The following is a 23,498-nucleotide window of genomic DNA, read 5'->3' on the forward strand; positions in this document are numbered from 1 at the left end:
ACCTGCAAGGAGATCCTGTCATGAGTCTGCACGCCATGTTGACCCTTCTCGAGCCCACGCTGCTGGCGCTGGGCCTGGTCTCGGTGCTGGTGGCCTACCTCCAGTACTATCGCCGTACCCGGGACCTGTGGGGCATGGTCAAGTTCTGGGAGAAGCGCCTGACCCTGACCGTGCGCGAGTTTGGCTGGCAACGTGCCGGCATCCTGCTGCTGTTGCTGGGCGTGGTGGTGCGCTATCTGCTGGCGCTGAACGTCGTCTAGGGCTTGTCTGAAAAGTGCCTGCGCTCGGTAATACGGCGTTAAAAATCGTCTGGTGCGCCAGCCCGGTCAAAATGCTCATTTACACCCCGTAAACTGCGCTTTCTCACCGATTTTTGCCTTGTCTAACCTTCGCTCGTCGACTTTTCGGACAGCGCCTAGGGCCTGGCTGACAGGCACTTGCGTTCTTCGACTTGCCAGACCAGGCCACGACGCGCAAGGGCGCCACTACGGCGGTGTCGTCCTTGGCGCTTTCCGATGTGCTGCCGACGAAAAGCCTCTCCCGTATTGTCCTCGCCGGGGTAAGCGGTCGCTGACCTCTTCGCCACTAAAGCGTCCGGATGGTAGACTGGCGCCTCTTTCATTTTCAGCCGTGATGTCCCGCTCCCATGTCGCCACAGTCCGCCTCCGCCACCCTGTTCGATCCCCGTACCCCCGAGGATGACCATCTCTCGATCGATGCCGGCGTCAGCCCGGCCGACCCTGCTACGGATGGCGATCAGACGGAAGCCCAAGTTCAGGCCAAGGCACGGCGTGAGTTCAACAAGCTGCAGAAGCGCCTGCGCCGCCAGGCCGGTAACGCCATCATCGACTACGGCATGATCCAGGAAGGCGACAAGATCATGGTGTGTCTGTCTGGTGGCAAGGACAGCTACACCATGCTCGAGATCCTGCGCAGCCTTCAGCGCAACGCGCCGGTCAACTTCTCGCTGGTGGCGGTGAATCTGGATCAGAAGCAGCCGGGCTTTCCGGAGCATGTGCTGCCGAACTATCTGGACAGCATCGGCGTGGACTACCACATCCTCGAGCGCGACACCTATTCGGTGGTGAAGGAGAAGACGCCGGAGGGCAAGACCACCTGCGCGCTCTGCTCACGCCTGCGGCGCGGCTCGCTCTATGGTTTCGCCGAGGAGATCGGGGCGACCAAGATCGCCCTGGGCCACCACCGCGAGGACATTCTCGAGACGCTGTTTCTGAACATGTTCTTCGGTGGCAGCCTCAAGGCGATGCCGCCCAAGCTGCTCTCCGACGACGGCAAGAACATCGTTATCCGCCCGCTGGCGTACTGCCGCGAGGCCGATATCCAGGCCTACAGCGAGGCGATGGAGTTCCCGATCATCCCGTGCAACCTGTGTGGTTCCCAGCCCAACCTGCAGCGCCAGGTGGTCAAGGAGATGCTGGCCGAGTGGGAGGTCAAGCATCCCGGGCGCCTCGAGAGCATGTTCAAGGCGGTGACCAATGTGGCGCCGTCGCAGCTGGCGGATCGGCAACTGTTTGACTTCGAGGGGCTGGAGGCCGTACAGGCCGAACGCCAGGCCCGGCGCATCGACGTGGTGGATGCCGGCTGATCTCGCCAACAGCGAATGTGCAGGACGCCATGACAGCAAAAGAGGCCGCATCTCCGGAGGCGGCCTCTTTTTGTCATACGCCATCTATTACGCTCTGCTTTCCAGATCCTGGATACCGGGCCCTGCCGGCCAAGCCCGGCACACTGCCGCCAGGCCCGCTCAGGTAACTTCGGTGTCGGCCAGGGTCGACAGCGCGGTCAGGTCGAGGATATTGACCTCACGTCCCGATACCGCCACCAGATCCTGCTGCTGGAAACGCCCGAGGATACGGCTGACCGTTTCCACCGCCAGCCCCAGGTGATTGCCGATGTCGGCGCGGGACATGGACAGGCGGAAGCTGAACGGCGAATAGCCGCGGCGGCGGAAGCGGTCGGACAGGCCGAGGAAGAAGCAGGCCAGGCGCTGATCGGCGGTCTTGCGTGACAGCAGCTGCATCATCCGGCGGTCCTCTCGCAGCTCCTTGCTCAGGGTGCGAAACAGCTGGGCACGCAGCTCCGGTAGGGTCTGGGTCAGCGCATCGAGGCGGTCGAAGGGAATCTCGCACACCGTGGTGGTCTCCAGCGCCACCACGCTGCCGGGATAGCGGCCGTCGTCGATGCCATCCAGGCCAACCAGTTCACTGGGCAGGAAGAAGTTGGTCAACTGAGCTTCGCCGCTGCCTTCGGTGGTGATCTGCTTGAGACTCCCCGATCGGACCGCGAAGACGCTGGTGAAGCGATCTCCCTGCTCGACCAATCGTGTGCCTTTCTTGATCGGCGGGTGACGACGGATGATGGAATCGAAGCGCTCGAGGTCGGCGGTCTCCAGCGACAGCGGAAGGCATAAGGAACTCAGGCTGCAGGACTCACAGCGAGTCTCATGCAGCATGGGACGCCGCCGATCTTGGGCCGTAGGACTCATTCGCAGCTCCTGTGGATCTGGGATCGATATTGACTGGGCCATGGGGAGAACAGACGTCGCCCGTACAGCACGTTGATGGCACTATTCTACACCCTCAGATCAGCTAAAAGTGGCGTCTACCTCTTTAGGATTAATAACTTAGAGGTAGGATGCGTCATTGATGCAGCCCAGTCCAAAGTTGCCAGACGGCAAAGGCGATGATCATGCCAGCGGCGGCGAGGCGTGTTGCCCGATGCGCCAGCAGGGCCTGCATTTGTCTGGCGGCGAGGCCCGTCACCACCAGCGCCGGAAGCGTGCCAAGACCGAAGCTCGCCATCAGCAGTGCGCCCTCGAGGGGTTCGGCCCGTGCCAGGCTCCAGGCCAGCATCGAGTACACCAGGCCACAGGGCAGCCAGCCCCAGATGGCGCCCAGCGCCACCGCCTGGGGCAGACGCACCACCGGCAACAGGCGTCTGCCTGCGGGTTCCAGGTACCTCCAGAGGTGACGCCCCAGTGCCTCGACGTGACGCAGGCCTTTCCATAGATCGGCAATGTAAAGCGCCATCAGGATCAACATCAGGCTGGCGACGATCTGCATCAGGCCACGCAGGGTCGGCGAAAGGCCGATCACCGAACCCAGGGTGGCAACCAGAGCGCCCGCCACACAGTAGCTGGTGATACGACCTACATTGTAGCCGAGCACCAGAGAGCCCACCCGCCAAGGTTGACGCATGCTGGTGGGGATGGCAAAGGTCAGAGCGCTCATGATGCCGCCGCACATGCCAATACAGTGTGCACCACCAAGCAGACCAAACACGAAGGCCGCCATCATGGGAGGCAGTTCCAGGCCGGTAGGATTCACTCAGGCCCTCTGGACGATGGATCACGATCGGATGTCTGCGCAGGCGTTTCGGACGAGGAAGCGCCGTCATCGGCACTGCGAGTGTCGTCTTCATCTTCGAACAGGATGCGATAGGCGGGGCCTTCGAGGTCCTCGAACTGGTCGTTGCGCACCGCCCAGAAGAAGGCCCAGACCGCCAGGCCCAGCAGGATCAACGACAAGGGTATCAACAGGTAAAGGATGCTCATGGGCCGGGGCTTGCGGTGACGGGTGAAGGTGTCGCGGTCGGCCTGGTGCGTCCGCGCCGCAGACGCAGGGCATTGCCGATGACCAGCAACGAGCTGAGTGACATGCCGATGGCGGCAAGCCATGGGGGCACGAAGCCCAGCGCCGCTGCGGGCAGCGCCACGACATTGTAGAGCACCGACCAGGACAGATTCTGGCGAATGATGCGACGGGTCTGGCGGGCCACCTCGATGGCTTCGACGATACCCGTGAGCGGTTCGCCCAGCAATACAAGATCGGCGCGGGTGCGGGTGAGGTCGCTGGCCCCGGCCATGGCGATGGCAAGGTCGGCGCCGGCCAGTACCGGCACGTCATTGATGCCATCACCGACCATGGCCACCTTTTCGCCCTGTGCCTGCCGCGCCTTCAAGTGCCCGAGCTTGTCCTCGGGGGAGGCCTCGCCACGCCACTGACCGACGCCCAGCGTGCGCGCAAGCTGGCCAACGTTGACGGCGCGGTCGCCCGACAGGATCTCGATGGCAAGCCCTCGCTGGGCGAGGGCGGCGAGGGTCTCGGCGGCGTCGTCACGGGGCTGATCGTCGAGCTTGAACCAGGCCTGGGGCTTGCCTTCGCTGGCCAGCAGCAACCAAAGCCCTGCGCCAGGGAGCTCAGGAACGGGTTGGCCCAGGCAGGCAAAGTGCGGCTGGCCCAGTCGCCAGCGCCGGCCGTCGATCACGCCTTCCACGCCCTGGCCCGGGTGATTGCGCAGTTCGCTGGCCTGGCAGCTGGCGTCGCGCCAGGCAGCGAAGGCGCGGGCGATGGGGTGCTCCGAGCCGGTCTCCAGTGCCGCCGCCAGTGCTAGATGCCGGCGCTTGGCGGCAGCGTCCATCTCGCCATTGTTGGCGCTTCCTTCGTCGTCGCTCAGCGGCCGGTGTTCGGCGAGTTGCATACGCCCCCGGGTCAGGGTGCCGGTCTTGTCGAAGACGACGCGATCGAGGCAGGCCAGGGTCTCCAGCGCATCGGCTCGGGTCACCAGTACCCCGGCACGTCTCAGCCGGCCGTGGGCCACGGTCAGGGCGGTGGGGGTCGCCAGCGCCAGGGCGCAGGGGCAGGTCACCACCAGTACCGACAGGGTGATCCACAGGCTGCGGCTCGGGTCGATCAGGCTCCAGACCAGCGCCACCAGGGCGGTGATGACCAGCAGGTTCAACACGAAGCGATGGGCCACCTGCTCGGCCAGGCGGGCGATACGTGGACGATGGGTGAAGGCACGGTCGGTGAGATCGAGAATGCCGGCGGCGCGGGTGTCGTCGCCGACGCGGGTGACCATCACTTCGATCGGGCTGTCCATGCACAGGGTACCTGCGTGCACGGCATCTCCCTGGCGACGCAGGAGGGGCAGCGATTCGCCGGTCAGCAGCGACTCGTCGATCTGGGCAAGACCCGAGGTCAGGTTGCCGTCCGCGGGAATCTGGGCGCCGGGACTGACCCGAACCCGGTCACCCGGGACCAGCCGACTGGCGGGGATGACGCGTTCATCGCCATGCTCGTCGAGGCGCACCGCAGCACTTGGCAGGGCACTGGCCAGGGCATTGCCGCTACGGCCGTAGTGAGTACGGGCGCGAGACTCCAGGTAGCGTCCGAACAGCAGGAAGAAGGTGAACATGCTGACTGAGTCGAAGTAGCGGTCACCGGAGTCGCTCACGACCGACCAGGTGCTGGCGATAAAGGCCCCACCGATGGCCAGGGCCACCGGCACATCCATGCCCAGCACGCGGGTTCGCAGATCACGCAGGGCGCCGACGAAGAAGGGTTGGGCCGAGTACAGTACCACCGGAGTGGTCAGCGCCAGCGATAGCCAGGCAAACAGGCGCTCGAACTCGGTGCTGAGATCACCGCCGTCGACGTAGTGCGGGATGGAAAACATCAGCACCTGCATCATGCCGACGGCCGCCACGATCAGGCGCCTTATCATCTGGCGCGACTGTTGCTTGAGCCGCTGCTGGGCCTGGTCCGGCTCGTAGGGCTGGGAGGGATAGCCGATGGCGGCCATCTCGGCCAGCAGGCGCGACAGCGACAGGCGTTCGGGATCCCAGCGCACCTGAAGGCGGTGCTGGGAAAGATTGACAGCGCAGCTCTCCAGGCCGGCGAGGGCATTCAGGCGGTGTTCGATCAGCCAGGCGCAGGCGGCGCAAGTGATGCCATCCACCGCCAGGGTCGCTACCTTGGTGTCGCCATCCTGACGCACGAAACGATCCTGCAGGCCCGGATCGTCGAATACCTGATAGCGGGCCTCGTCGGCGGGTGTCGGCGATGGGCGCTCCGGCAGGGCGGTGCGAAAGCGATAGTAGCTGTCCAGGCCGCCGCCGACGATGGCCTGGGCCACCGCCTCGCAGCCCGGGCAGCACAGCGGATGGCGCTGGCCATCCAGGGTGATCGACCAGGGTGCTGTGGCCTCCACCGGGGCGCCACAGTGGTAGCACGAGGCCGCCATCAGAGTCCCGGTGTCAGGCGCACGGAGGTCTCACGCGGGAACTCTGCCTCGCCGGTCAGGCGCCATTCAGGCTGCTGTCCCGACGCGCCTTCTGCGTGGGGCTGCAGCTGAAGGTACCAGCGATAGCGCAGATTGCGCTCGAGGGTGCCGACATAGTGGCCTTCACGGGTGTGGGTCAGCACCAGTGCCCGGTCGCGGGCGCCATCGGTGGGGAACTTCAGCGCCAGATCCAGCCGCTCTGGGCGTTCGTCGCCATCGAGCGTTACCACCACGTCGCCGGTGGTGGCGTCGATGCGCAGTTCGGCCGCCAGCCCCAGCGCCTCGGCACGTTGCTGCTTTTCGAGCTGGACGTTGATGGCCAGACCTTCCTTGTAGTAATCGTCCGGCACCGAACCGTCGAAGTAGCGGATCGAGAAGGCCAGGTAGACCATGCTGAAGGTGACCGACGACAGCAGCAGGGCGATCAGGAACCAGGGCCAGAACTGCTTGTACCAGGGCGGCACCTGGGGATCGGACAGGGACATCAGGGGGTAACTCCTATAAAGCGGCTTTCACGTTCGATGGCCACGGACGGATCGTCCTCGGCGAGGACGCGAACGCTGATATCGGCACTGCGTTGTTCCATCTGATCAGGATTCACGCTCAAGGTCATCACCAGTTGGCGGGACTGGTTGGCGGGAACTTCGATGGCGGTGGTGTCGCTCTCGAGACCTTCGATGCCGGCTACCTCGATCACGTAGCGATGAGGGCGGTTGTCGAGGTTACGCACGGTCATGGCGTAGGAGTTGGCGATGCGTCCATCGGTCAGTGTCTGGTAGAGCCGTGCGCGATCGCGCTCCACATCCACATCCAGCGGTGTGCGGTCGGCGATGGTCCAGACGAACAGGCCGATCATCACCACCAGGGCGACCAGATAGCCGATCAGTCGAGGCCTCAACAGGTGGGTCTTGTTGCCGTCGAGGGCATGCTCGGTGGTGTAACGCACCAGACCACGGGGGTAGCCCATCTTGTCCATGACGCTGTCGCAGGCGTCGATGCAGGCGGCGCAGGTGATGCACTGGTACTGCAGACCGTCGCGGATATCGATGCCGGTCGGGCAGACCTGAACACAGAGGTCGCAGTCGATGCAGTGGCCAAGGCCCTGCTCTGCCGGGTCGGCGTTGCGCTTGCGCGGGCCGCGAGGCTCCCCGCGGTGGTAGTCGTAGGACACGATCAGGGTGTCGCGATCGAACATCACCGACTGGAAGCGGGCGTAGGGGCACATGTACAGGCAGACCTGCTCGCGCAGCCAACCGGCGTTCAGGTAGGTGAAGACGATAAAGAAGCCGACCCAGAAATAGGACCAGCCGCTGGCCGAGAGGGTGGCAAGATCCAGCACCAGGCCACCGATCGGGGTGAAGTAGCCGACGAAGGTGATGCCGGTGGCCGCCGAGATGATCAGCCAGATGGCGTGCTTGGCGCTCTTGCGCCAGGCCTTGTCGGCGTCCCAGGAGCGCTTGTCGAGCTTGATGCGACGATTGCGCGGCCCCTCGATGCGGTGCTCGACCCAGATGAACAGGAAGGTCCAGACGCTCTGGGGGCAGGTGTAACCGCACCATACTCGACCGGCAAAGACGGTGATGAAGAACAGGCCGAAGGCGCAGATGATCAAAAGCCAGGACAGCAGCACGAATTCCTGGGGGTAGAAGGTGGCGGCGAAGATATGAAATTCGCGCCCCGGCAGATCAAACCAGACCGCCGGTCGATCACCCCAGGGAATCCAGGGCAGCAGCAGAAAACCGAGCATCAGCGCCCAGTTGGCGACCCGACGGACACGCTGGAACACGCCTTTGATCTCGCGTACGTAGATGTGCCGGCGGCTCTCGTACATGCTCTGGCTGTCGGGGGAATGGTGCGACACCGCAGGGTCGGTGACGTCGTGGGCAGGGATCTTGTCGCTCATGGCAGACTCACATCGCGTCGATGGGGCCGAAGCCCCAGTCTAGCGATTGACGGGTAGGTGGGTGGCGAGTGCGGCCAAGCGCCGCACTCGCCGCGGGAGCGATCCCGCTGGGGTCACTACTGACTCTTCTGGTCTTGATTCTGGCTCAGACCATAGACATAGGCGGCGACCAGGTGGACCCGCTCCTCGCCGATGTAGGCGGCCTGCGCCGGCATATGGCCATTGCGGCCGTTGCGCAGCGTCTGACGCACGGAGTCGGCCAGGCTCTGGCCCGGTGCCTGGTACAGCCAGCTGTCGTCGGTCAGATTGGGCGCGCCCAGCGCCTGGTTGCCGGTACCGTCAGGCATATGGCAGGCGGCACATACCGAGGTGAAGACGGCGCCGCCTTTTTCGGCACGTTCGGCGTCCTCGGCCTGGCCGGACAGCGACAGCACATGCTGGGTCAGGTTCTCGATATTGTCCGCGCCGAGCTGCTGCCATGACGGCATCAGGCCATTGCGTCCGTTGTTGATGGTGGTGACGATGTGCTCGGGCTCGCCGCCGTAGAGCCAGTCGTCGTCGGTCAGATTGGGGAAGCCGTAGCCGCCCTTGGCGTTGGAACCGTGGCAGATGGCGCAGTTGTTGAGGAAGATGCGCTCGGCCACCTGCATGGCGTCACCGTCCTGGGCGAGTTCCGGGATGGGTACCTGCTGGTACTTCTCGAAGATCGGTGCAAAGCGCTCTTCGGCCTGGGCGACCTCTTCCTCCCACTGACCTTCCTGGCTCCAGCCCAGCACACCGGCGAAGTTGCCGAGGCCCGGATACAGCACCAGATAGCCCAGGGAGAAGATCACCGTGGCAACGTAAAGCTGAAACCACCAGCGAGGCAGCGGGTTGTCGTATTCGTCGATACCGTCGGCGGTGTGGCCGGTGGTCTCGACGGTGCCGTCGGCGTCAGGGCGCTTGTCGGTCTTGCGGTTGGCCCACAGAAGCCAGAACGCAAAGCCGATGGTGCCGAGCGTGATGACGATGATCCAGGCACTCCAGAAGCCTGAGAGGGCATCACCCCAAAGCGTATTCATGTGTTCTTCTCTCCCCTGTCCTCTCGGGAATCGGCCTGTCGCTCGGCCGTGCGGTCACGATTCGGTTGTTCGTCGTCGTCGGCGAACGGCAGCTGCGCCGCCTGATCGAACTCGCGCTTGCGGCGGCTCGAGTAGGCCCAGGCCACCAGGCCCAGGAAGGCGATCAGCAGGATGCCGGTCAAGATGCCGCGAAAGGTTCCGATATCCATGGTTACGGGCTCTTCGCCGAGCTGGGCAACACCGTGCCAAGCTGCTGCAGGTAGGCGACCAGGGCGGTGATTTCACGCTCACCGCGGACCTCGCTGGTGGCGTTGGCGATCTGCTCGTCGGTGTAAGGCACGCCCAGTTTCTGAAGGGTGCGCATCTTGGCCGGGGTGTCCTCGCCGTCCAGGGTGTTCTCGAACAGCCAGGGGTAGGCCGGCATCACCGATTCCGGCACCACGTCCCGCGGGTTGTAGAGGTGGGCACGATGCCAGTCGTCACTGTAGCGACCGCCGACGCGGGCCAGGTCCGGGCCGGTGCGCTTGGACCCCCACAGGAAGTTGTGCTCGTAGACGGATTCACCGGCCACACTGTAGTGGCCATAGCGCTCGGTCTCGGCACGGAAGGGGCGAATCATCTGCGAATGACAGCCGACGCAGCCTTCGCGGCGATAGATGTCCCGGCCTTCCAGTTCCAGCGCGGACAGCGGCTCGAGGCCCTCGACCGGCTCCGTGGTCTGCTTCTGGAAGAACAGCGGTACGATCTCGGCCAGGCCACCGAAGCTGATTACCACCAGCACCAGCACCGCCATCAAACCGATGTTCTTTTCTATGATCTCGTGTTTCATGTCAGTCTCGGTCCTTCGTTGACTCAGGCGGTCTGGGGCAGGGGCGCGCCGCGCTTGGCGGAACCCTTGACGGTCATGGCCACGTTGACGGCCATGATCAGCATGCCGGTCACCCAGAAAAGGCCACCGATCAGGCGCACGATATAGCCGGGGCCGCTGGCCTCGACGGTCTCGACGAAGGTGTACATCAAGGTGCCGTCTTCGTTGATGGCGCGCCACATCAGGCCCTGCAGGATGCCGTTGACCCACATCGCGGCGATGTACAGCACGGTGCCGATGGTGGCCAGCCAGAAGTGCACCGCCACCAGCTTGACGGAGTACATCTCGGTGTGACCGAACAGGCGTGGAATCAGGTGGTACATCGAGCCGATGGTGATCATCGCGACCCAGCCGAGGGCGCCGGCGTGGACGTGACCGATGGTCCAGTCGGTGTAGTGGGACAGGGCGTTGACGGTCTTCACCGCCATCATCGGGCCTTCGAAGGTCGACATGCCGTAGAACGACAACGCGACGACGAGAAAGCGCAGGGTCGGGTCGGTTCGCAGCTTATGCCAGGCCCCGGAGAGGGTCATCATGCCGTTGATCATGCCGCCCCAGGAGGGCGCCAGCAGAATGATCGACATCACCATGCCCAGCGACTGCGCCCAGTTCGGCAGGGCGGTGTAGTGCAGGTGGTGGGGGCCGGCCCACATGTAGACCATGATCAGCGCCCAGAAGTGGACGATGGACAGGCGGTAGGAGTAGACCGGGCGCTCGGCTTGCTTGGGCACAAAGTAATACATCATGCCGAGGAAGCCGGCGGTCAGGAAGAAGCCTACCGCGTTGTGGCCGTACCACCACTGCACCATGGCGTCGATGGCGCCGGAGTAGATGGAGATGGAGTAGGTGGCGGTGACCGGAAGGGCCGCGCTGTTGACGATGTGCAGTACGGCAACGGTCAGGATGAAGGCGGCGAAGAACCAGTTGGCCACGTAGATGTGGGAGGTCTTGCGGACCTTGATGGTGCCGAGGAAGACGGCTGCGTAGGTAACCCACACCACCGCGAGCAGAATGTCGATGGGCCATTCCAGCTCGGCGTATTCCTTGACCTCGGTGAGGCCCAGCGGCAGGGTGACGACCGCGCACAGGATGACCGCCTGGTAGCCCCAGAAGGTAAAGGCGGCCAGCTTGTCGCTGATCAGCCTCACCTGGCAGGTGCGCTGGACGACGTAGTAGGACGTCGCGAACAGGGCGGAGCCGCCGAAGGCGAAGATGACCGCATTGGTATGCAGCGGGCGAAGCCGACCGAAGCTTGTCCAGGGCAAGCCAAGGTTGAGTTCCGGCCAGACCAGTTGGGCGGCGAGAATCACACCGAGGGTCATGCCCACGATGCCCCACACCACCGTCATGATCGCGAACTGCCGGACCACCTTGTAGTTGTAGGTCGGATGTTCAAATGCTGTGCTCATGATCAGTTTCCCATCGATCGCGTAAAGGGGACGATCCCCCGGCCATAGTGCCTGCCCGGCAATTGCCTCAGAATGATGCAGATCAACAACCACTCAGAATTCTAGCCCAGCCTGGCAGTGAGAAGAACTTAGCCTCTGGTGGCAGTGAACTTTGGAAACTTTGCCGTGTCACAACTCGTTTTACCCGACGCTTTTACTCAGGAATTCAGCCAGGCACTCGCCGCCGGGCACCGTGGCGAGTGGCAGGTGCCCGACCTGGCGCCGGTGATCCTGGAGGGACCACCTTGCCGAGACGTGTTGTTGCTGGCGCATGGGGCCGGTGCCGGACACGATTCACCCTTTTTGCTTGAATGGCGCGCGGCGCTGGCCCGGGCCGGCGTACAGACGCTGTCATTCGAGTTTGCCTATCTGCGCGAGATGCGTGCGGCGGGGCGTCGGCGGCCGCCGCCCAGGGTGGCTCGGCTGGTGGAGGAAATGCGCCTCTGGCGTGACGTTTTGTCGCAGATGGTGCCAGGGGCGCTGTGGCTCGGCGGCAAGTCCATGGGCGGGCGGGTGGCCAGTCTGCTGGCCGCCGAGGACGGTGCACCGGGGCTGGTGCTGGCTGGCTACCCCTTTCATCCCGTGGGCAAGCCCGAGCGCCTGCGGCTGGATCACTGGCCGTCGCTGGCTTGCCCTCTGGTGGTGCTGCAGGGTACCCGGGACCCTTTCGGTACTCGAGACGAGGTGGCGGGCTATGAGTTGCCGGCGCATGCGCGTCTTGAATGGCTCGAGGATGGTGACCACGACTGGTCGCCGCGGCGCTTGAGTGGACTGTCGCGTCAGGACCTGATGGCTAAGGCGGCGCGCGCTACCGCGGACGCCATGGGCAAGTCGTGAGCGCTTCTTTCTGCAAGGGTGGATATCACGGCGCTGTGGCGCCAGCCCTTGCGCCGTCTGGCTTTCGGCCCAAGTCGATGAATGCACGGGCAAAAGTCGGGACAAAAAAAACGAGAAAGATGCGTGGAGCGCGTTGACATCCCCCGGATGTTCTGTAGAATGCAGCGCCACGTGACCAGGGGTGGTTAGCTCAGCTGGGAGAGCACCAGCCTTACAAGCTGGGGGTCACAGGTTCGAACCCTGTACCACCCACCATCATGAAAATGATGGATGGACACGTAGAGTAGAGAGCGCTGGACCGGTAGTTCAGTTGGTTAGAATGCCGGCCTGTCACGCCGGAGGTCGCGGGTTCGAGTCCCGTCCGGTCCGCCAGCGTCTCTTCTCGAATTGGTCATCATTGCGGACCGGTAGTTCAGTTGGTTAGAATGCCGGCCTGTCACGCCGGAGGTCGCGGGTTCGAGTCCCGTCCGGTCCGCCACGATGACAAGCCAAAGACGACGTCTTCAGGAAACTCGAGACATCGCACCGTGTGAAATAACGTGGGTGATTAGCTCAGTTGGTTAGAGCACCAGCCTCACATGCTGGGGGTCACTGGTTCGAATCCGGTATCACCCACCACGCGGACCGGTAGTTCAGTTGGTTAGAATGCCGGCCTGTCACGCCGGAGGTCGCGGGTTCGAGTCCCGTCCGGTCCGCCAGTTTCACTCGATCCAGTTCGCTGGAAAAGTCCGGTCCTGTTACCGGCGCTTATTTCGGAAGGCCCCGCTGCTACGCAGCGGGGCCTTTTTCGTGTGCGTCAGGTCAGCGGTGGTGGACGAGGGTTGACTGGAGGGCTATCCAGAGAGCTGTTCCAGGAGGGCGATTCCAGGGGCTATTTTAGGAGCTGTTTCAGGAGCTCTTTCAAGAGCTCTTTCAAGAGCTATCCCCGGAGCTGGCCAGAAAGAAACCTTTGCCCGACGATGCGTTTTGCGCGCATTTTCATCGAGGGGGGTGGCAGAGGGTGGACTGCTATCATACAGTTGTTTGAAATTGGTCGATGAGTGGCGCCAATTGTGTGAGCGCGCCATCCGACACCGCCAACAACAACGCGCAGCCTGTGCTGCGAAGGACCGCCCCGTGACCGCCTATCCCCAGCTCTTCACTCCCTTGCGCCTGGGCCATCTGAGCCTGCCCAATCGTGTGCTGATGGGCTCCATGCATACCAACCTGGAAGAAGCACCGCGCGGCTTCGAGCGTCTGGCCGCCTTCTACGCCGAGCGCGCCCGCGAGGGAGTGGCGCTGATTGTGACCGGCGGCATCGCCCCCAACGCCGAAGGCGCCGTCTTCCAGGGGGCCTCGCAGTTGACCAGCGAGGACCAGCTCGAGGGACACCGTCAGGTCGTCGAGGCGGTGCACGCCGAGGGCGGACGCATCTGCATGCAGATCCTGCACGCTGGGCGCTACGCCTATTCGCCGGAGCTGGTGGCGCCGTCGGCGATCCAGGCGCCGATCAATCCCTTCGTGCCGCGTGAGCTTACTGACGAGGATGTGGAGCGGCAGATCGACGACTACGTGCGCTGCGCGCGCCTGGCCCAGCAGGCCGGCTACGATGGCGTCGAGATCATGGGGTCCGAGGGCTACCTGATCAACCAGTTCATCTGTCGGCGCACCAATCAGCGCCAGGATCGCTGGGGCGGCGACTTCGACAATCGCTGTCGCTTTGCGCTGGAGATTTTGCGCCGGGTACGCGCGGCGGTGGGGGATCGCTTTCTGCTGATCTACCGGCTGTCGATGATCGACCTGGTGGAGGACGGCAGCACCCATGACGAGGTCATCGCCCTGGGGCGGGCGGTGGAAGCCGCCGGTGCCGACGTGATCAACACCGGCATCGGCTGGCACGAGGCCAGGGTGCCGACCATCGTCACCAGTGTGCCGCGGGCGGCCTTTACCGAGGTGTCCCGGCGCATGCGCCAGGCGGTGACAATTCCGCTGATCACCACCAACCGCATCAACATGCCCGAGGTGGCCGAGCGGGTGCTCGCCGAGGGCCACGCCGACATGGTCTCCATGGCTCGGCCTCTGCTGGCCGACCCCGCCTGGGTGGCCAAGGCTCGCGGCGACAGGGCAGACGAGATCAACACCTGCATCGCCTGCAACCAGGCCTGCCTCGACCACACCTTCCAGGGCAAGCTGACCTCGTGCCTGGTCAACCCTCGCGCCTGTCACGAGACCGAGCTGTCGCTGGAGCCGGCCGCCACGCCGCAGACGGTGGCGGTGGTAGGGGGCGGTCCTGCTGGACTCGCTACCGCCGTCAGTGCCGCCGAGCGGGGCCACAGGGTCACCCTGTTCGAGCGCCAGGCCAGTCTGGGGGGGCAGTTCAACTTTGCCCGTCGGATACCTGGCAAGGAGGAGTTCGACGAGACGCTGCGCTACTTCCGGGTCATGCTCGACAAGACCGGTGTCGACGTCAGGCTGTCCTGTGAAGCAACGGTGGCTGATCTTGAGGGCTTTGATCATGTGGTGCTGGCCACCGGCGTCCGTCCCCGCCAGCTTCAGTTGCCCGGTGCCGATCATGCCAGTGTGCTGAGCTACGCAGAGGCAATCGAGTCACCCGGGCGGGTCGGGCGGCGGGTCGCCATCATCGGCGCCGGCGGTATCGGCTTTGACGTGGCGGAGTTACTGACCCACGTCGCCCCGGGTGACGACCCCCTGGCCGAGTGGTGTGACGAGTGGGGCGTGGATCTCTCCGTGAGCGCGCCGGGAGGGCTCAAGCCCGCACAGCGTCCCGAGTCACCGCGGGAGGTCTTTCTGCTGCAGCGCAAGAGCTCCAAGCCCGGCAAGGGGCTCGGCACTACCTCTGGCTGGGTGCATCGGGCCTCGCTGCGCCATCGGGGAGTCCAGGCGATACCCGGCTGCGAGTATCAGCGTATCGACGACCAGGGCCTGCATCTGAGCGTTGACGGCGAGGAGCGCACCCTGGCCGTGGACAGTGTGGTGGTGTGTGCCGGGCAGGAGTCGGTGCGTGAGCTGGTAGCGCCACTTGAGGCCGCCGGCGTTCGGGTGTCGATCATCGGTGGGGCGGACAAGGCAGCGGAGCTGGACGCCAAGCGCGCCATCGATCAGGGCGTGCGTCTGGCGGCGTCACTGTAGGATTGTCGACAATAAAATATGCAGATTCGGTAATCCTCAGGAGGTGCGCTGTCGTGCCTCATGAGGACCGGGCAGGTGGCGTCCGGCGCTGGCTTCCCGGCCGTCGGCTACCTCGGCTTTGGTGCCTCTTGACCCTCTTAGGTCGAATTACGTCTGGACAATGAAACGCTTCTGCTGGCATGAGTTCTTATAGGTAAGGACGTTCAGCGTTGAAGATCCGAGCATCGTCATTGGCTAATGCTGTTCTACGCTGAGAGTACCCCCTCGACAAGGGCGATGGCAGGCAAGGGTGGGTGACGTCGTCCAGATCGAGTCCCGGGCATCACAGGAGGCATCGATGAGCATCTTCGACCATGTGCAGAACCGCTTCGCTCGCGTCCAGCAGGAAGAAATGTCCCTGCAGGAATATCTGGAACTCTGCCGTCAAGACCCTTCCGTCTACGCCAGTGCGCCAGAGCGCATGCTGGAGGCCATCGGTGAACCGGAGGTGATCGACACCGCCAAGGACCCGAGGCTGGCGCGGATCTTTTCCAACAAGGTGATACGCCGCTACCCGGCGTTCAGTGAATTCCATGGCATGGAGGAGGCCATCGAGCAGATCGTGGCCTACTTCCGCCACGCCGCTCAGGGCCTGGAAGAGAAAAAGCAGATTCTCTACCTGCTGGGGCCGGTGGGGGGCGGCAAGTCGTCGTTGGCCGAGCGGCTCAAGCTGTTGATGGAAAAAGTGCCGTTCTACGCAATCAAGGGTTCTCCGGTGCACGAGTCCCCGCTTGGCCTGTTCTCGCCCGAAGAAGACGGCGAGCTGCTCGAGAAGGAGTACGGCATTCCCGGTCGCCACCTGCGCAGCGTGATGTCGCCCTGGGCAGCCAAGCGACTCAAGGAGTCCGGTGGTGACATCTCCCAGTTCCGGGTGGTGCGGCTGTATCCCTCGCGGCTCAATCAGATCGCCATCTCCAAGACCGAGCCTGGCGACGAGAACAACCAGGACATCTCTTCGCTGGTGGGCAAGGTGGACATCCGCCAGCTCGAGCTCTACTCCCAGGATGATCCGGACGCCTACAGCTTCTCCGGTGGCCTGTGTCGAGCCAACCAGGGCCTGATGGAGTTCGTCGAGATGTTCAAGGCGCCGATCAAGGTGCTGCACCCGCTGCTGACCGCCACCCAGGAAGGCAACTACAACCCCACCGAGGGCATGGGCGCGATACCCTTCGATGGCGTCGTGCTGGCCCACTCCAACGAGAGCGAGTGGCAGGCGTTCCGCAACAATCGCAACAACGAGGCCTTCCTCGACCGGGTCTACATCGTCAAGGTGCCTTACTGCCTGCGGGTCTCCGAAGAAATCAACATCTACAAGAAGCTGCTCGAGCACTCCTCGCTCAACCAGGCTCCCTGCGCGCCGGATACCCTGCGCATGCTGGCCCAGTTCTCGGTGCTGTCGCGGCTCAAGGAGCCGGAGAACTCAAGCGTCTACTCCAAGATGCGGGTCTATGACGGCGAGAACCTCAAGGACACCGATCCCAAGGCCAAGTCGATCCAGGAGTATCGCGACAGCGCCGGGGTGGACGAGGGCATGGACGGGTTGTCCACACGCTTCGCCTTCAAGATCCTGTCGAAGGTGTTCAACTTCGACAACCATGAGGTGGCGGCCAATCCGGTGCACCTGCTGTATGTGCTGGAGCAGCGTCTGGAGCAGGAGCAGTTGCCCAAGGAAACCTTCGAACGTTACCTGCGCTACATCAAGGAGTACCTGGCGCCGCGCTACGTCGACTTCATCGGCAAGGAGATCCAGACCGCCTACCTGGAGTCCTACTCCGAGTACGGTCAGAACATCTTCGACCGCTACGTCACCTACGCCGACTTCTGGATCCAGGATCAGGAGTACCGGGATCCCGAGACCGGCGAGCTGTTCGATCGCCAGTCGCTCAATGACGAGCTGGAAAAGATCGAGAAGCCGGCGGGCATCTCCAATCCCAAGGACTTCCGCCACGAGGTGGTCAACTTCGTGCTCAGGGCGCGTGCCCAGAACAACGGCATGAATCCGGGCTGGCAGTCCTACGAGAAGCTGCGTGGTGTGATCGAGCACAAGATGTTCGCCAACACCGAGGAGCTGCTGCCGGTGATTTCCTTCAACGCCAAGGCATCCTCTGCCGACATCAAGAAACACGAGGACTTCGTGGCGCGGATGAAGGATCGAGGCTACACCGAGAAGCAGGTGCGCCTGCTGTCGGAGTGGTACCTGAGGGTGCGCAAGTCGCAGTAGCCGTGAAGGCACCGGGAGCGTCCCGGTGCCTGCCACCCTTGTCGACTGCGCCCAGGAGGTCCCATGACCTACTTCATCGATCGCCGAGCCAACGCCAAGAACAAGAGCGCGGTCAACCGCCAGCGCTTTCTTGACCGTTATCGGACCCATATCAAGCGCTCCGTGGAGGAGGCGGTGAATCGCCGTTCCATCACCGACATGGAGCGCGGCGAGAAGGTCTCGATCCCGAGCCGTGATATCTCCGAGCCGGTATTCCAGCACGGCAGCGGGGGGCGTCGCTCCATCGTCGCGCCGGGCAATCGCGAATTTCAGGAAGGGGATCGCCTGCGCCGTCCGGACGGTGGCGGCGGTGGTGGCGATGGCAGCGGCGAAGGCGGCGCTTCCAATCAGGGTGAGGGCATGGACGAGTTCGCCTTCACCCTGACGCGGGAGGAATTTCTCGAGTTTGTCTTCGACGGCCTGGAGTTGCCCCACCTGGAGCGCAAGCCGCTGGTCGACGTCGAGGAGGTGCGGCCGGTGCGCGCCGGGGTGTCCCGGGACGGGGTGCCGGCGAGGATCAACATCGTGCGCTCCATGCGCGAGGCCCAGGCCCGACGTATCGCCATGCGGGCGCCCATTCGTCGGGCCCTGCGCGAGGCTCAGGAGGCACTGGAGGTCGAGGAGCGCAAGGATCCGGTGCTCCGAAACCCCGCCCGCATCCAGGAGCTCAAGGACGAGATCGAGCGCCTGGAGCGGCGCCTGGAGGCGGTGCCCTTCATCGACACCTACGATCTTCGCTACAACCACCTGATCAACCAGCCCCAGCCATCGAGCAAGGCGGTGATGTTCTGCGTGATGGACGTCTCCGGGTCGATGACCCAGGCCCACAAGGACATCGCCAAGCGCTTCTTCCTGCTGCTGTACCTGTTTCTCGAGCGCAGCTACGAGCGGGTCGAGCTGGTCTTTGTCAGGCATCATACCGCCGCCAAGGAGGTCGACGAGGAGGAGTTCTTCTACTCCCGCGAGACCGGCGGCACCATCGTCTCCAGCGCCTTGACCCTGGTCGACGAGATCATCGACAAGCGCTACCCGCCGGGTCAGTGGAATCTGTACGTGGCCCAGGCCTCGGATGGCGACAACTGGGACGATGATTCGGTGAACTGTCGTGAGCTCCTGACCAAGTCACTGATGGGGCGCCTGCAGTACTTCACCTACGTGGAGATCACGCCCCACGCCCACCAGGCCCTGTGGGAAGAGTACGAGCGGGTGGAGGCGGCCTATCCTGACCGTTTCGCCATGCGTCAGATCGTCGAGCCGGGGGATATCTATCCGGTGTTCCGTGCCTTGTTCAAGCGTCGCGCCGAGAGTTGACCCCTCGGTCGACTCGACAGCAGGCCGGGGCCTTGCGGCCCCTGAACAAGCGCTACGCAACTCCGGGCGATGATAGAGCCCCGGAGAGGAGGGGAGCTCCATGACCACCTTGACCAAGCGCCACGCCAAGCCCATCGCCACCGGCTCCGACTGGAGCTTTGACGATCTCACCGAGTTCGAGGCCGAGATCGCGCGACTGGCAGACGAGTACCGGCTCGATACCTACCCCAACCAGATCGAGATCATCACCACCGAGCAGATGATGGACGCCTACGCCAGCGTCGGCATGCCGGTGGGCTATCACCACTGGTCCTTCGGCAAGCAGTTCCTGGCGGTGGAGCAGGCCTATCGGCGTGGTCAGATGGGGCTGGCCTACGAACTGGTGATCAATTCAGATCCCTGCATCGCCTACCTGATGGAAGAGAACACCCTGATGATGCAGGTGCTGGTCATGGCGCACGCCTGCTATGGCCACAACTCCTTCTTCAAGGGCAACTATCTGTTTCGGACCTGGACCGACGCCTCCTCGATCGTCGACTACCTGGTGTTCGCCCGCAAGTACATCAGCCAGTGCGAAGAGCGCCACGGTGTCCAGGCGGTGGAGCAGCTGCTCGACGCCTGTCACGCCCTGCAGAATTATGGCGTCGACCGCTACAAGCGTCCGTCCCCGGTATCTCCCGAGGAGGAGGCTCGCCGTCAGCAGGAACGCGAAGACTACCTGCAGACCCAGGTCAACACCCTGTGGCGCACCATTCCAACCGGTGATGTGGGCAGCATCGCCGAGCCCATGGCGTCCGAGGACGATCCGCTGGGGCTGCGAGGTGGCGGGCGTTATCCGCCGGAGCCCCAGGAAAACCTGCTGTACTTCATCGAGAAGAACGCTCCGCTGCTGGCGCCCTGGCAGCGTGAGGTGGTGCGCATCGTGCGCAAGCTGGCCCAGTACTTCTACCCCCAGCGTCAGACCCAGGTGATGAACGAAGGCTGGGCGACCTTCTGGCACTACACCCTGATGAATCGCTTGTTCGACGAGGGCGCGGTGGACGAGGGGCTGATCCTCGAGTTCCTGCAGTCGCATACCGCCGTGGTCAGTCAGCCGGCCTTCGATAGCCCCTACTACAACGGCATCAACCCCTACGCCCTGGGGTTCGCCATCTTCACCGACCTGAAGCGTATCTGCGAGGCGCCCAATGACGAGGACCGCGAGTGGTTCCCCGACATCGCCGGCAGTGACTGGCGCGAGACGTTGAACTTTGCCATGCGCAACTTCAAGGACGAGTCCTTCATTCAGCAGTTTCTCTCGCCCAAGGTGATCCGCGATCTGAAGCTGTTCCAGATCGTCGACGATGACCAGGAGGAGACCCTGGAGGTCGGCGCCATCCATGATGAGCGAGGCTACCGGCGGGTGCGCGAGGCGCTGTCCACGCAGTATGCGCTGTCGCTGCGTGAGCCCAATATTCAGGTCTATGAGGCGGATATCCGTGGTGATCGTTCGCTGACGCTGCGCCACGTGCAGGATCAGCGGCGACCGCTGGCACGCAGTGTCTATCCGGTGATCCGTCATCTGCATCAACTGTGGGGCTTTCCGGTCAAGCTGGAGTCCTGGGACGGCGATGAGGTGGTGCGTCGCTATCAGTGGCCGCTGCCGGACAGCGAAGAAGGCGCTTGAGACTCGGCAAGAGCGGCAAACGACAACACCCCGGGCCATCGGCCCGGGGTGTTGTCGTTCTGGTGTGGCTCAGGGGTGAGCTCTTTTCAGCCTACCCCTGGTAGATCCGACGCTGGGTCAGCCAGACGTCAAGGCTTGGCGGTCCAGGACTGGCACCACCCGCCCGGCTCCACGCTGTTCTGCGGGAACAGCTGGCAGCCTTCGGTCTCGGCGTTGAAGAACATGCAGTTGGCGCAGGTCTCTCCCTCTTCGTAGGCGGCGTTGCCACTGGCGTCGCTGGCGTTCTCGACGTAGCCGAGCGCCTTGGCCTGGGCGTTGTTGGTATCCAGGCGCGGCAGGCTCTGGGCCAGGGCGGTGCGGGACAGTACGCCAGCGCCCAGAGGCAGGGCGGCGATGCCCAGCAGACTGTGGCGCAGGAAGTCACGGCGGCTGTGCTTGGCCATGGTGGGGCTCCTCGTTGTGGCTCGATCGATGGTGATCGAAGTCGATAGTCGAACGGTCTTGGTTGGGTCCGTTTCTGCTGGACCGATGTTATCGAGTGTGCCCGGTGAGCCTGGGCGACCTCGTGCGCTCTAGGCGGCGCTGAACATTCAGATTAGCTAAGCCTTTGAGTCTTGGCGAATCCTCGCTACTCCGCTGCGGCAATCCGCCACGCAGGTGGTGCCTGTCGGGTGGTGCTGCCCGTGCCGCGCCGGCGCTGATATACTGCGCCGCGAGCACACCACATCTTGCCGTCTGTGCCGTGGGCTTGGTTGGCCAGGCGAAGACGGACATCGAAGGAGGGCGACCATGCAGAATGCAGTGATCCTGATCAATGCCGAAAAGGGCCAGGTCAAGGCGGTGGCGGAGCGCCTCGCCGAGGTCGACGGCATCAGCGAGGTGTACTCCACCTGTGGTCGCTACGACCTGGTGGCGATCGCGCGCACCCGTGATTTCGAGAGCCTGGCCGAACTCGTCACCGGGCGCCTGAACGCGGTGGAAGGGGTCGCCGACACCGAGACTCTCAATGCCATGCAGGTGCACTCCCGTCACGACCTGGAGACCATGTTCTCGCTGGGGTGGTAGCAAGGTCGCGTGTGCGGCCCGGTGACTGCGCCGGGCCGGCGCAACGCCGCTCGTTCGACGCGCCGGCGACCAGCACTTCTTCGCCATCTCGTGACTCTTTGCATCAAGGAAGCGTGTGGACCTTTCACTCGATCGCCTGATACCCCGCCCCCGAAACCTCCTTGTCTCGCTGGTGCTGGTCGCCGCGGGTGCCTTTCTGTGGCACAGCACAGAGCAGGGCTACCGTGATCGCATGAGCTGGATGGGGGTAACCGAGTGGGCCGAGCCCGGCGTCTTGTCCTTCACCCGCGTCATGCGCAACGATGGCTATCTGCTCGGATGGTCGGATGTCCGCGTCGGTGCGCTGTGGGTCAGCTATGAGCTACGCCAGAGCGGGGATCGACAGATCGGGCCGCGACCCGGTTTCCGCCAGGACTGGCGCACGCTGTGGCCTGTCAGCACCACGAGCTACTCGGGCAGTGGTTACGACCGCGGCCACCTGGCCCCGAACTACGCCATGGCCAAGGTGTGGGGAGAAGACGCCCAGGACGACAGCTTTCTGATGAGCAACATGATGCCGCAGAAGCCCGCGCTCAATCGGCAGCTGTGGCAGCGCCTGGAGGAGGTGGTGATGGACCACTTCCTGCCGCGCTTCGGCCGGCTGCAGGTGATCACCGGCCCGATCTACGCCGAGACACGAATCACCGATATCGAGATCGATCGTCTACTCGATCGCGTCGGCTTCGTCGAGGTGCCGGTGGCGTTCTACAAGATCGTGGTGGTGCCGGGGGATACGCCGCTGGCGGTGGCCTTTGTGATGCCCCAGGACGTGCGTGGCGACGAGTCGCTCAAGCAGTTTCTGGTCAGCATCGACGAGGTAGAAGCAAGCACCGGGCTGAATTTCCTGCCGCGGCTGGCGGCGAGCCAGGAAGCCGACTGGGAGTCGGTCGCGGGGGTCGGCGACTGGGCATTGTCCCAGGTGGCCGAGTTGCCCTCTCGATTCGACTAGGTAGAGAGTTCGCGGGTGCCGGAAAGACGGCGGAGCTGGCTGTTGCTGTTCTGCTGCGTCAGGAGGGTGGCGCAGAGGGATAGTGCGAGAGGAAGGTGAGGTAGAGGGATATCCGGGAGCGGTGCAGATTTCAGGCACAAAAAAACCGCGACGAGGCGCGGGTTCTTGTTGATCCGATGTGGATCCGTTGTCTGCATGACGATGGTGCCCAGGAGAGGACTTGAACCTCCACGTCCATAAGGACACTAGCACCTGAAGCTAGCGCGTCTACCAATTCCGCCACCTGGGCATGTCATGCGATTCTCTTGTCAATCTTGCATCAGTCTGTCGTGTTCGTCGACCCTGACGAGTCGATGGTGCCCAGGAGAGGACTTGAACCTCCACGTCCATAAGGACACTAGCACCTGAAGCTAGCGCGTCTACCAATTCCGCCACCTGGGCGAACACGTGCTGCTTGACTGACAAAGAGCGTGACGACTTGCATCGTCGTGATCCCGAAGGATCGTTGGTGCCCAGAAGAGGACTTGAACCTCCACGTCCATAAGGACACTAGCACCTGAAGCTAGCGCGTCTACCAATTCCGCCATCTGGGCAAGTGGCGCGTATGTTACCGAATCATCTGAATAATGCAAGCGTCTCGATAGGGAATCGCGCGATTTTTTTTGCCGTTGTGACCATCGCCTGAATGGGCCCTCGGTGGGCGGCGGGTCTATCCACGGGCGCTTATGGTTGGGTCAAGGCCGCGCCAGCGCTATACTGCGCGCATGTTACGACAAATTTTCGACAAGACCGCACGCTCGCGCCCGGGAGTCGGCGCTCACCTGCCGTCCTCGACCCTG

The 23,498-nt window shown here is 63.6% G+C and carries 20 protein-coding genes and 8 tRNA genes; 14 read left to right on the forward strand and 14 right to left on the reverse strand.

The features are described from left to right. The first annotated feature begins 20 nt into the window (after positions 1-20). Together NFG57_RS03410 and ttcA are read left to right on the forward strand one after the other, a co-directional pair. Positions 21-260: a hypothetical protein gene (locus NFG57_RS03410; protein ID WP_239452527.1), complete on the forward strand. Its 240-nt coding sequence runs from the start codon at positions 21-23 to the stop codon at positions 258-260. A gap of 386 nt (positions 261-646) precedes the next feature. Then, a complete protein-coding gene (gene ttcA / locus NFG57_RS03415; protein WP_348815372.1) occupies positions 647-1,606 on the forward strand; it encodes a tRNA 2-thiocytidine(32) synthetase TtcA in 960 nt (319 codons plus the stop codon). Positions 1,607-1,765: 159 nt separating this feature from the next. On the opposite strand, the gene fnr is transcribed toward ttcA, so the two are convergent. The 10 genes from fnr to ccoN all read right to left on the reverse strand — a co-directional run bounded on the left by fnr (position 1,766) and on the right by ccoN (position 11,325). Next, positions 1,766-2,506, reverse strand: coding sequence for a fumarate/nitrate reduction transcriptional regulator Fnr (fnr, locus tag NFG57_RS03420; RefSeq protein ID WP_045992157.1), 741 nt, complete (start codon positions 2,504-2,506; stop codon positions 1,766-1,768). Between the two features lie 154 nt (positions 2,507-2,660). Continuing rightward, positions 2,661-3,347, reverse strand: coding sequence for a sulfite exporter TauE/SafE family protein (locus NFG57_RS03425; protein WP_348815373.1), 687 nt, complete (start codon positions 3,345-3,347; stop codon positions 2,661-2,663). Then, positions 3,344-3,574: a cbb3-type cytochrome oxidase assembly protein CcoS gene (ccoS, locus tag NFG57_RS03430; RefSeq protein WP_253555352.1), complete on the reverse strand. Its 231-nt coding sequence runs from the start codon at positions 3,572-3,574 to the stop codon at positions 3,344-3,346. The genes NFG57_RS03425 and ccoS overlap by 4 nt, the downstream gene beginning before the upstream one ends. Beyond that, complete coding sequence (locus NFG57_RS03435; protein ID WP_348815375.1) at positions 3,571-6,045, reverse strand: heavy metal translocating P-type ATPase; 2,475 nt, start codon at positions 6,043-6,045, stop codon at positions 3,571-3,573. Before NFG57_RS03435 ends, ccoS begins: the two co-directional genes overlap by 4 nt. Further along, entirely contained in the window at positions 6,045-6,569 is a 525-nt protein-coding gene (locus NFG57_RS03440; RefSeq protein ID WP_124802786.1) for a FixH family protein, read from the reverse strand. Before NFG57_RS03440 ends, NFG57_RS03435 begins: the two co-directional genes overlap by 1 nt. After that, positions 6,569-7,987 (reverse strand): cytochrome c oxidase accessory protein CcoG, encoded by a 1,419-nt coding sequence (gene ccoG / locus NFG57_RS03445; protein WP_239452526.1) that lies wholly within the window; start codon positions 7,985-7,987, stop codon positions 6,569-6,571. Before ccoG ends, NFG57_RS03440 begins: the two co-directional genes overlap by 1 nt. Positions 7,988-8,103: 116 nt before the next feature. After that, positions 8,104-9,048, reverse strand: coding sequence for a cytochrome-c oxidase, cbb3-type subunit III (ccoP, locus tag NFG57_RS03450; protein ID WP_287163147.1), 945 nt, complete (start codon positions 9,046-9,048; stop codon positions 8,104-8,106). Continuing rightward, entirely contained in the window at positions 9,045-9,257 is a 213-nt protein-coding gene (locus NFG57_RS03455) for a CcoQ/FixQ family Cbb3-type cytochrome c oxidase assembly chaperone (protein ID WP_045992151.1), read from the reverse strand. The genes ccoP and NFG57_RS03455 overlap by 4 nt, the downstream gene beginning before the upstream one ends. 2 nt (positions 9,258-9,259) lie before the next feature. Continuing rightward, positions 9,260-9,877, reverse strand: a complete 618-nt coding sequence (gene ccoO / locus NFG57_RS03460; RefSeq protein WP_287163145.1) for a cytochrome-c oxidase, cbb3-type subunit II — start codon at positions 9,875-9,877, stop codon at positions 9,260-9,262. 23 nt (positions 9,878-9,900) lie between these two features. Continuing rightward, positions 9,901-11,325: a cytochrome-c oxidase, cbb3-type subunit I gene (gene ccoN / locus NFG57_RS03465; protein WP_045992149.1), complete on the reverse strand. Its 1,425-nt coding sequence runs from the start codon at positions 11,323-11,325 to the stop codon at positions 9,901-9,903. A gap of 165 nt (positions 11,326-11,490) precedes the next feature. Here ccoN and NFG57_RS03470 point away from each other — a divergent pair, with 165 nt between their 5' ends. From NFG57_RS03470 to NFG57_RS03515, 10 genes are all read left to right on the forward strand, one after another. Continuing rightward, the gene (locus NFG57_RS03470) at positions 11,491-12,201 is read left to right on the forward strand and encodes an alpha/beta family hydrolase (protein ID WP_124802784.1); all 711 of its coding nucleotides are present in this window, start codon (positions 11,491-11,493) and stop codon (positions 12,199-12,201) included. Between the two features lie 179 nt (positions 12,202-12,380). Then, positions 12,381-12,456: transfer RNA gene (locus tag NFG57_RS03475), tRNA-Val, on the forward strand. A 40-nt stretch (positions 12,457-12,496) separates the two neighbouring features. Next, a tRNA-Asp gene (locus tag NFG57_RS03480) sits at positions 12,497-12,573 on the forward strand. 29 nt (positions 12,574-12,602) lie between these two features. Then, a tRNA-Asp gene (locus NFG57_RS03485) sits at positions 12,603-12,679 on the forward strand. Between the two features lie 63 nt (positions 12,680-12,742). Further along, positions 12,743-12,819: transfer RNA gene (locus NFG57_RS03490), tRNA-Val, on the forward strand. A gap of 3 nt (positions 12,820-12,822) precedes the next feature. Further along, positions 12,823-12,899, forward strand: a tRNA-Asp gene (locus NFG57_RS03495). Between the two features lie 418 nt (positions 12,900-13,317). Beyond that, positions 13,318-15,330 (forward strand): NADPH-dependent 2,4-dienoyl-CoA reductase, encoded by a 2,013-nt coding sequence (locus tag NFG57_RS03500; RefSeq protein ID WP_287163144.1) that lies wholly within the window; start codon positions 13,318-13,320, stop codon positions 15,328-15,330. Between the two features lie 337 nt (positions 15,331-15,667). Continuing rightward, on the forward strand, positions 15,668-17,590 hold the full coding sequence (locus tag NFG57_RS03505; RefSeq protein ID WP_108131323.1) for a PrkA family serine protein kinase: 1,923 nt from the start codon (positions 15,668-15,670) through the stop codon (positions 17,588-17,590). 63 nt (positions 17,591-17,653) lie between these two features. After that, positions 17,654-18,940, forward strand: coding sequence for a YeaH/YhbH family protein (locus NFG57_RS03510; RefSeq protein ID WP_045992146.1), 1,287 nt, complete (start codon positions 17,654-17,656; stop codon positions 18,938-18,940). Positions 18,941-19,040: 100 nt separating this feature from the next. Next, positions 19,041-20,606 (forward strand): SpoVR family protein, encoded by a 1,566-nt coding sequence (locus NFG57_RS03515; protein WP_108131324.1) that lies wholly within the window; start codon positions 19,041-19,043, stop codon positions 20,604-20,606. Between the two features lie 128 nt (positions 20,607-20,734). Here NFG57_RS03515 and NFG57_RS03520 read toward each other — a convergent pair whose 3' ends face one another. After that, positions 20,735-21,049: a high-potential iron-sulfur protein gene (locus NFG57_RS03520; RefSeq protein WP_348815378.1), complete on the reverse strand. Its 315-nt coding sequence runs from the start codon at positions 21,047-21,049 to the stop codon at positions 20,735-20,737. A gap of 346 nt (positions 21,050-21,395) precedes the next feature. Here NFG57_RS03520 and NFG57_RS03525 point away from each other — a divergent pair, with 346 nt between their 5' ends. After that, complete coding sequence (locus NFG57_RS03525; protein WP_348815380.1) at positions 21,396-21,671, forward strand: Lrp/AsnC ligand binding domain-containing protein; 276 nt, start codon at positions 21,396-21,398, stop codon at positions 21,669-21,671. Positions 21,672-21,786: 115 nt separating this feature from the next. Continuing rightward, complete coding sequence (locus NFG57_RS03530; protein WP_348815381.1) at positions 21,787-22,659, forward strand: DNA/RNA non-specific endonuclease; 873 nt, start codon at positions 21,787-21,789, stop codon at positions 22,657-22,659. 202 nt (positions 22,660-22,861) lie between these two features. Here NFG57_RS03530 and NFG57_RS03535 read toward each other — a convergent pair. The 3 genes from NFG57_RS03535 to NFG57_RS03545 form a co-directional block, all read right to left on the reverse strand. Beyond that, positions 22,862-22,948, reverse strand: a tRNA-Leu gene (locus NFG57_RS03535). 65 nt (positions 22,949-23,013) lie between these two features. Further along, positions 23,014-23,100 (reverse strand) — tRNA-Leu (locus NFG57_RS03540). A 65-nt stretch (positions 23,101-23,165) separates the two neighbouring features. Further along, a tRNA-Leu gene (locus NFG57_RS03545) sits at positions 23,166-23,252 on the reverse strand. Between the last annotated feature and the right edge of the window lie 246 nt (positions 23,253-23,498).

This window comes from Halomonas sp. H10-59, assembly GCF_040070555.1.
In the GTDB taxonomy this organism is placed as follows: domain Bacteria; phylum Pseudomonadota; class Gammaproteobacteria; order Pseudomonadales; family Halomonadaceae; genus Halomonas; species Halomonas litopenaei.

What these genes read in the sequence shown, in the direction of transcription:
- NFG57_RS03410 (WP_239452527.1), top strand. Translation starts at nt 21, where the DNA reads ATGAGTCTGCACGCCATGTTGACCCTTCTCGAGCCCACGCTGCTGGCG.
- ttcA (WP_348815372.1), top strand. Translation starts at nt 647, where the DNA reads ATGTCGCCACAGTCCGCCTCCGCCACCCTGTTCGATCCCCGTACCCCC.
- fnr (WP_045992157.1), bottom strand. Translation starts at nt 2,506, where the DNA reads ATGAGTCCTACGGCCCAAGATCGGCGGCGTCCCATGCTGCATGAGACT.
- ccoS (WP_253555352.1), bottom strand. Translation starts at nt 3,574, where the DNA reads ATGAGCATCCTTTACCTGTTGATACCCTTGTCGTTGATCCTGCTGGGC.
- NFG57_RS03435 (WP_348815375.1), bottom strand. Translation starts at nt 6,045, where the DNA reads ATGGCGGCCTCGTGCTACCACTGTGGCGCCCCGGTGGAGGCCACAGCA.
- NFG57_RS03440 (WP_124802786.1), bottom strand. Translation starts at nt 6,569, where the DNA reads ATGTCCCTGTCCGATCCCCAGGTGCCGCCCTGGTACAAGCAGTTCTGG.
- ccoG (WP_239452526.1), bottom strand. Translation starts at nt 7,987, where the DNA reads ATGAGCGACAAGATCCCTGCCCACGACGTCACCGACCCTGCGGTGTCG.
- ccoP (WP_287163147.1), bottom strand. Translation starts at nt 9,048, where the DNA reads ATGAATACGCTTTGGGGTGATGCCCTCTCAGGCTTCTGGAGTGCCTGG.
- NFG57_RS03455 (WP_045992151.1), bottom strand. Translation starts at nt 9,257, where the DNA reads ATGGATATCGGAACCTTTCGCGGCATCTTGACCGGCATCCTGCTGATC.
- ccoO (WP_287163145.1), bottom strand. Translation starts at nt 9,877, where the DNA reads ATGAAACACGAGATCATAGAAAAGAACATCGGTTTGATGGCGGTGCTG.
- ccoN (WP_045992149.1), bottom strand. Translation starts at nt 11,325, where the DNA reads ATGAGCACAGCATTTGAACATCCGACCTACAACTACAAGGTGGTCCGG.
- NFG57_RS03505 (WP_108131323.1), top strand. Translation starts at nt 15,668, where the DNA reads ATGAGCATCTTCGACCATGTGCAGAACCGCTTCGCTCGCGTCCAGCAG.
- NFG57_RS03510 (WP_045992146.1), top strand. Translation starts at nt 17,654, where the DNA reads ATGACCTACTTCATCGATCGCCGAGCCAACGCCAAGAACAAGAGCGCG.
- NFG57_RS03515 (WP_108131324.1), top strand. Translation starts at nt 19,041, where the DNA reads ATGACCACCTTGACCAAGCGCCACGCCAAGCCCATCGCCACCGGCTCC.
- NFG57_RS03520 (WP_348815378.1), bottom strand. Translation starts at nt 21,049, where the DNA reads ATGGCCAAGCACAGCCGCCGTGACTTCCTGCGCCACAGTCTGCTGGGC.
- NFG57_RS03525 (WP_348815380.1), top strand. Translation starts at nt 21,396, where the DNA reads ATGCAGAATGCAGTGATCCTGATCAATGCCGAAAAGGGCCAGGTCAAG.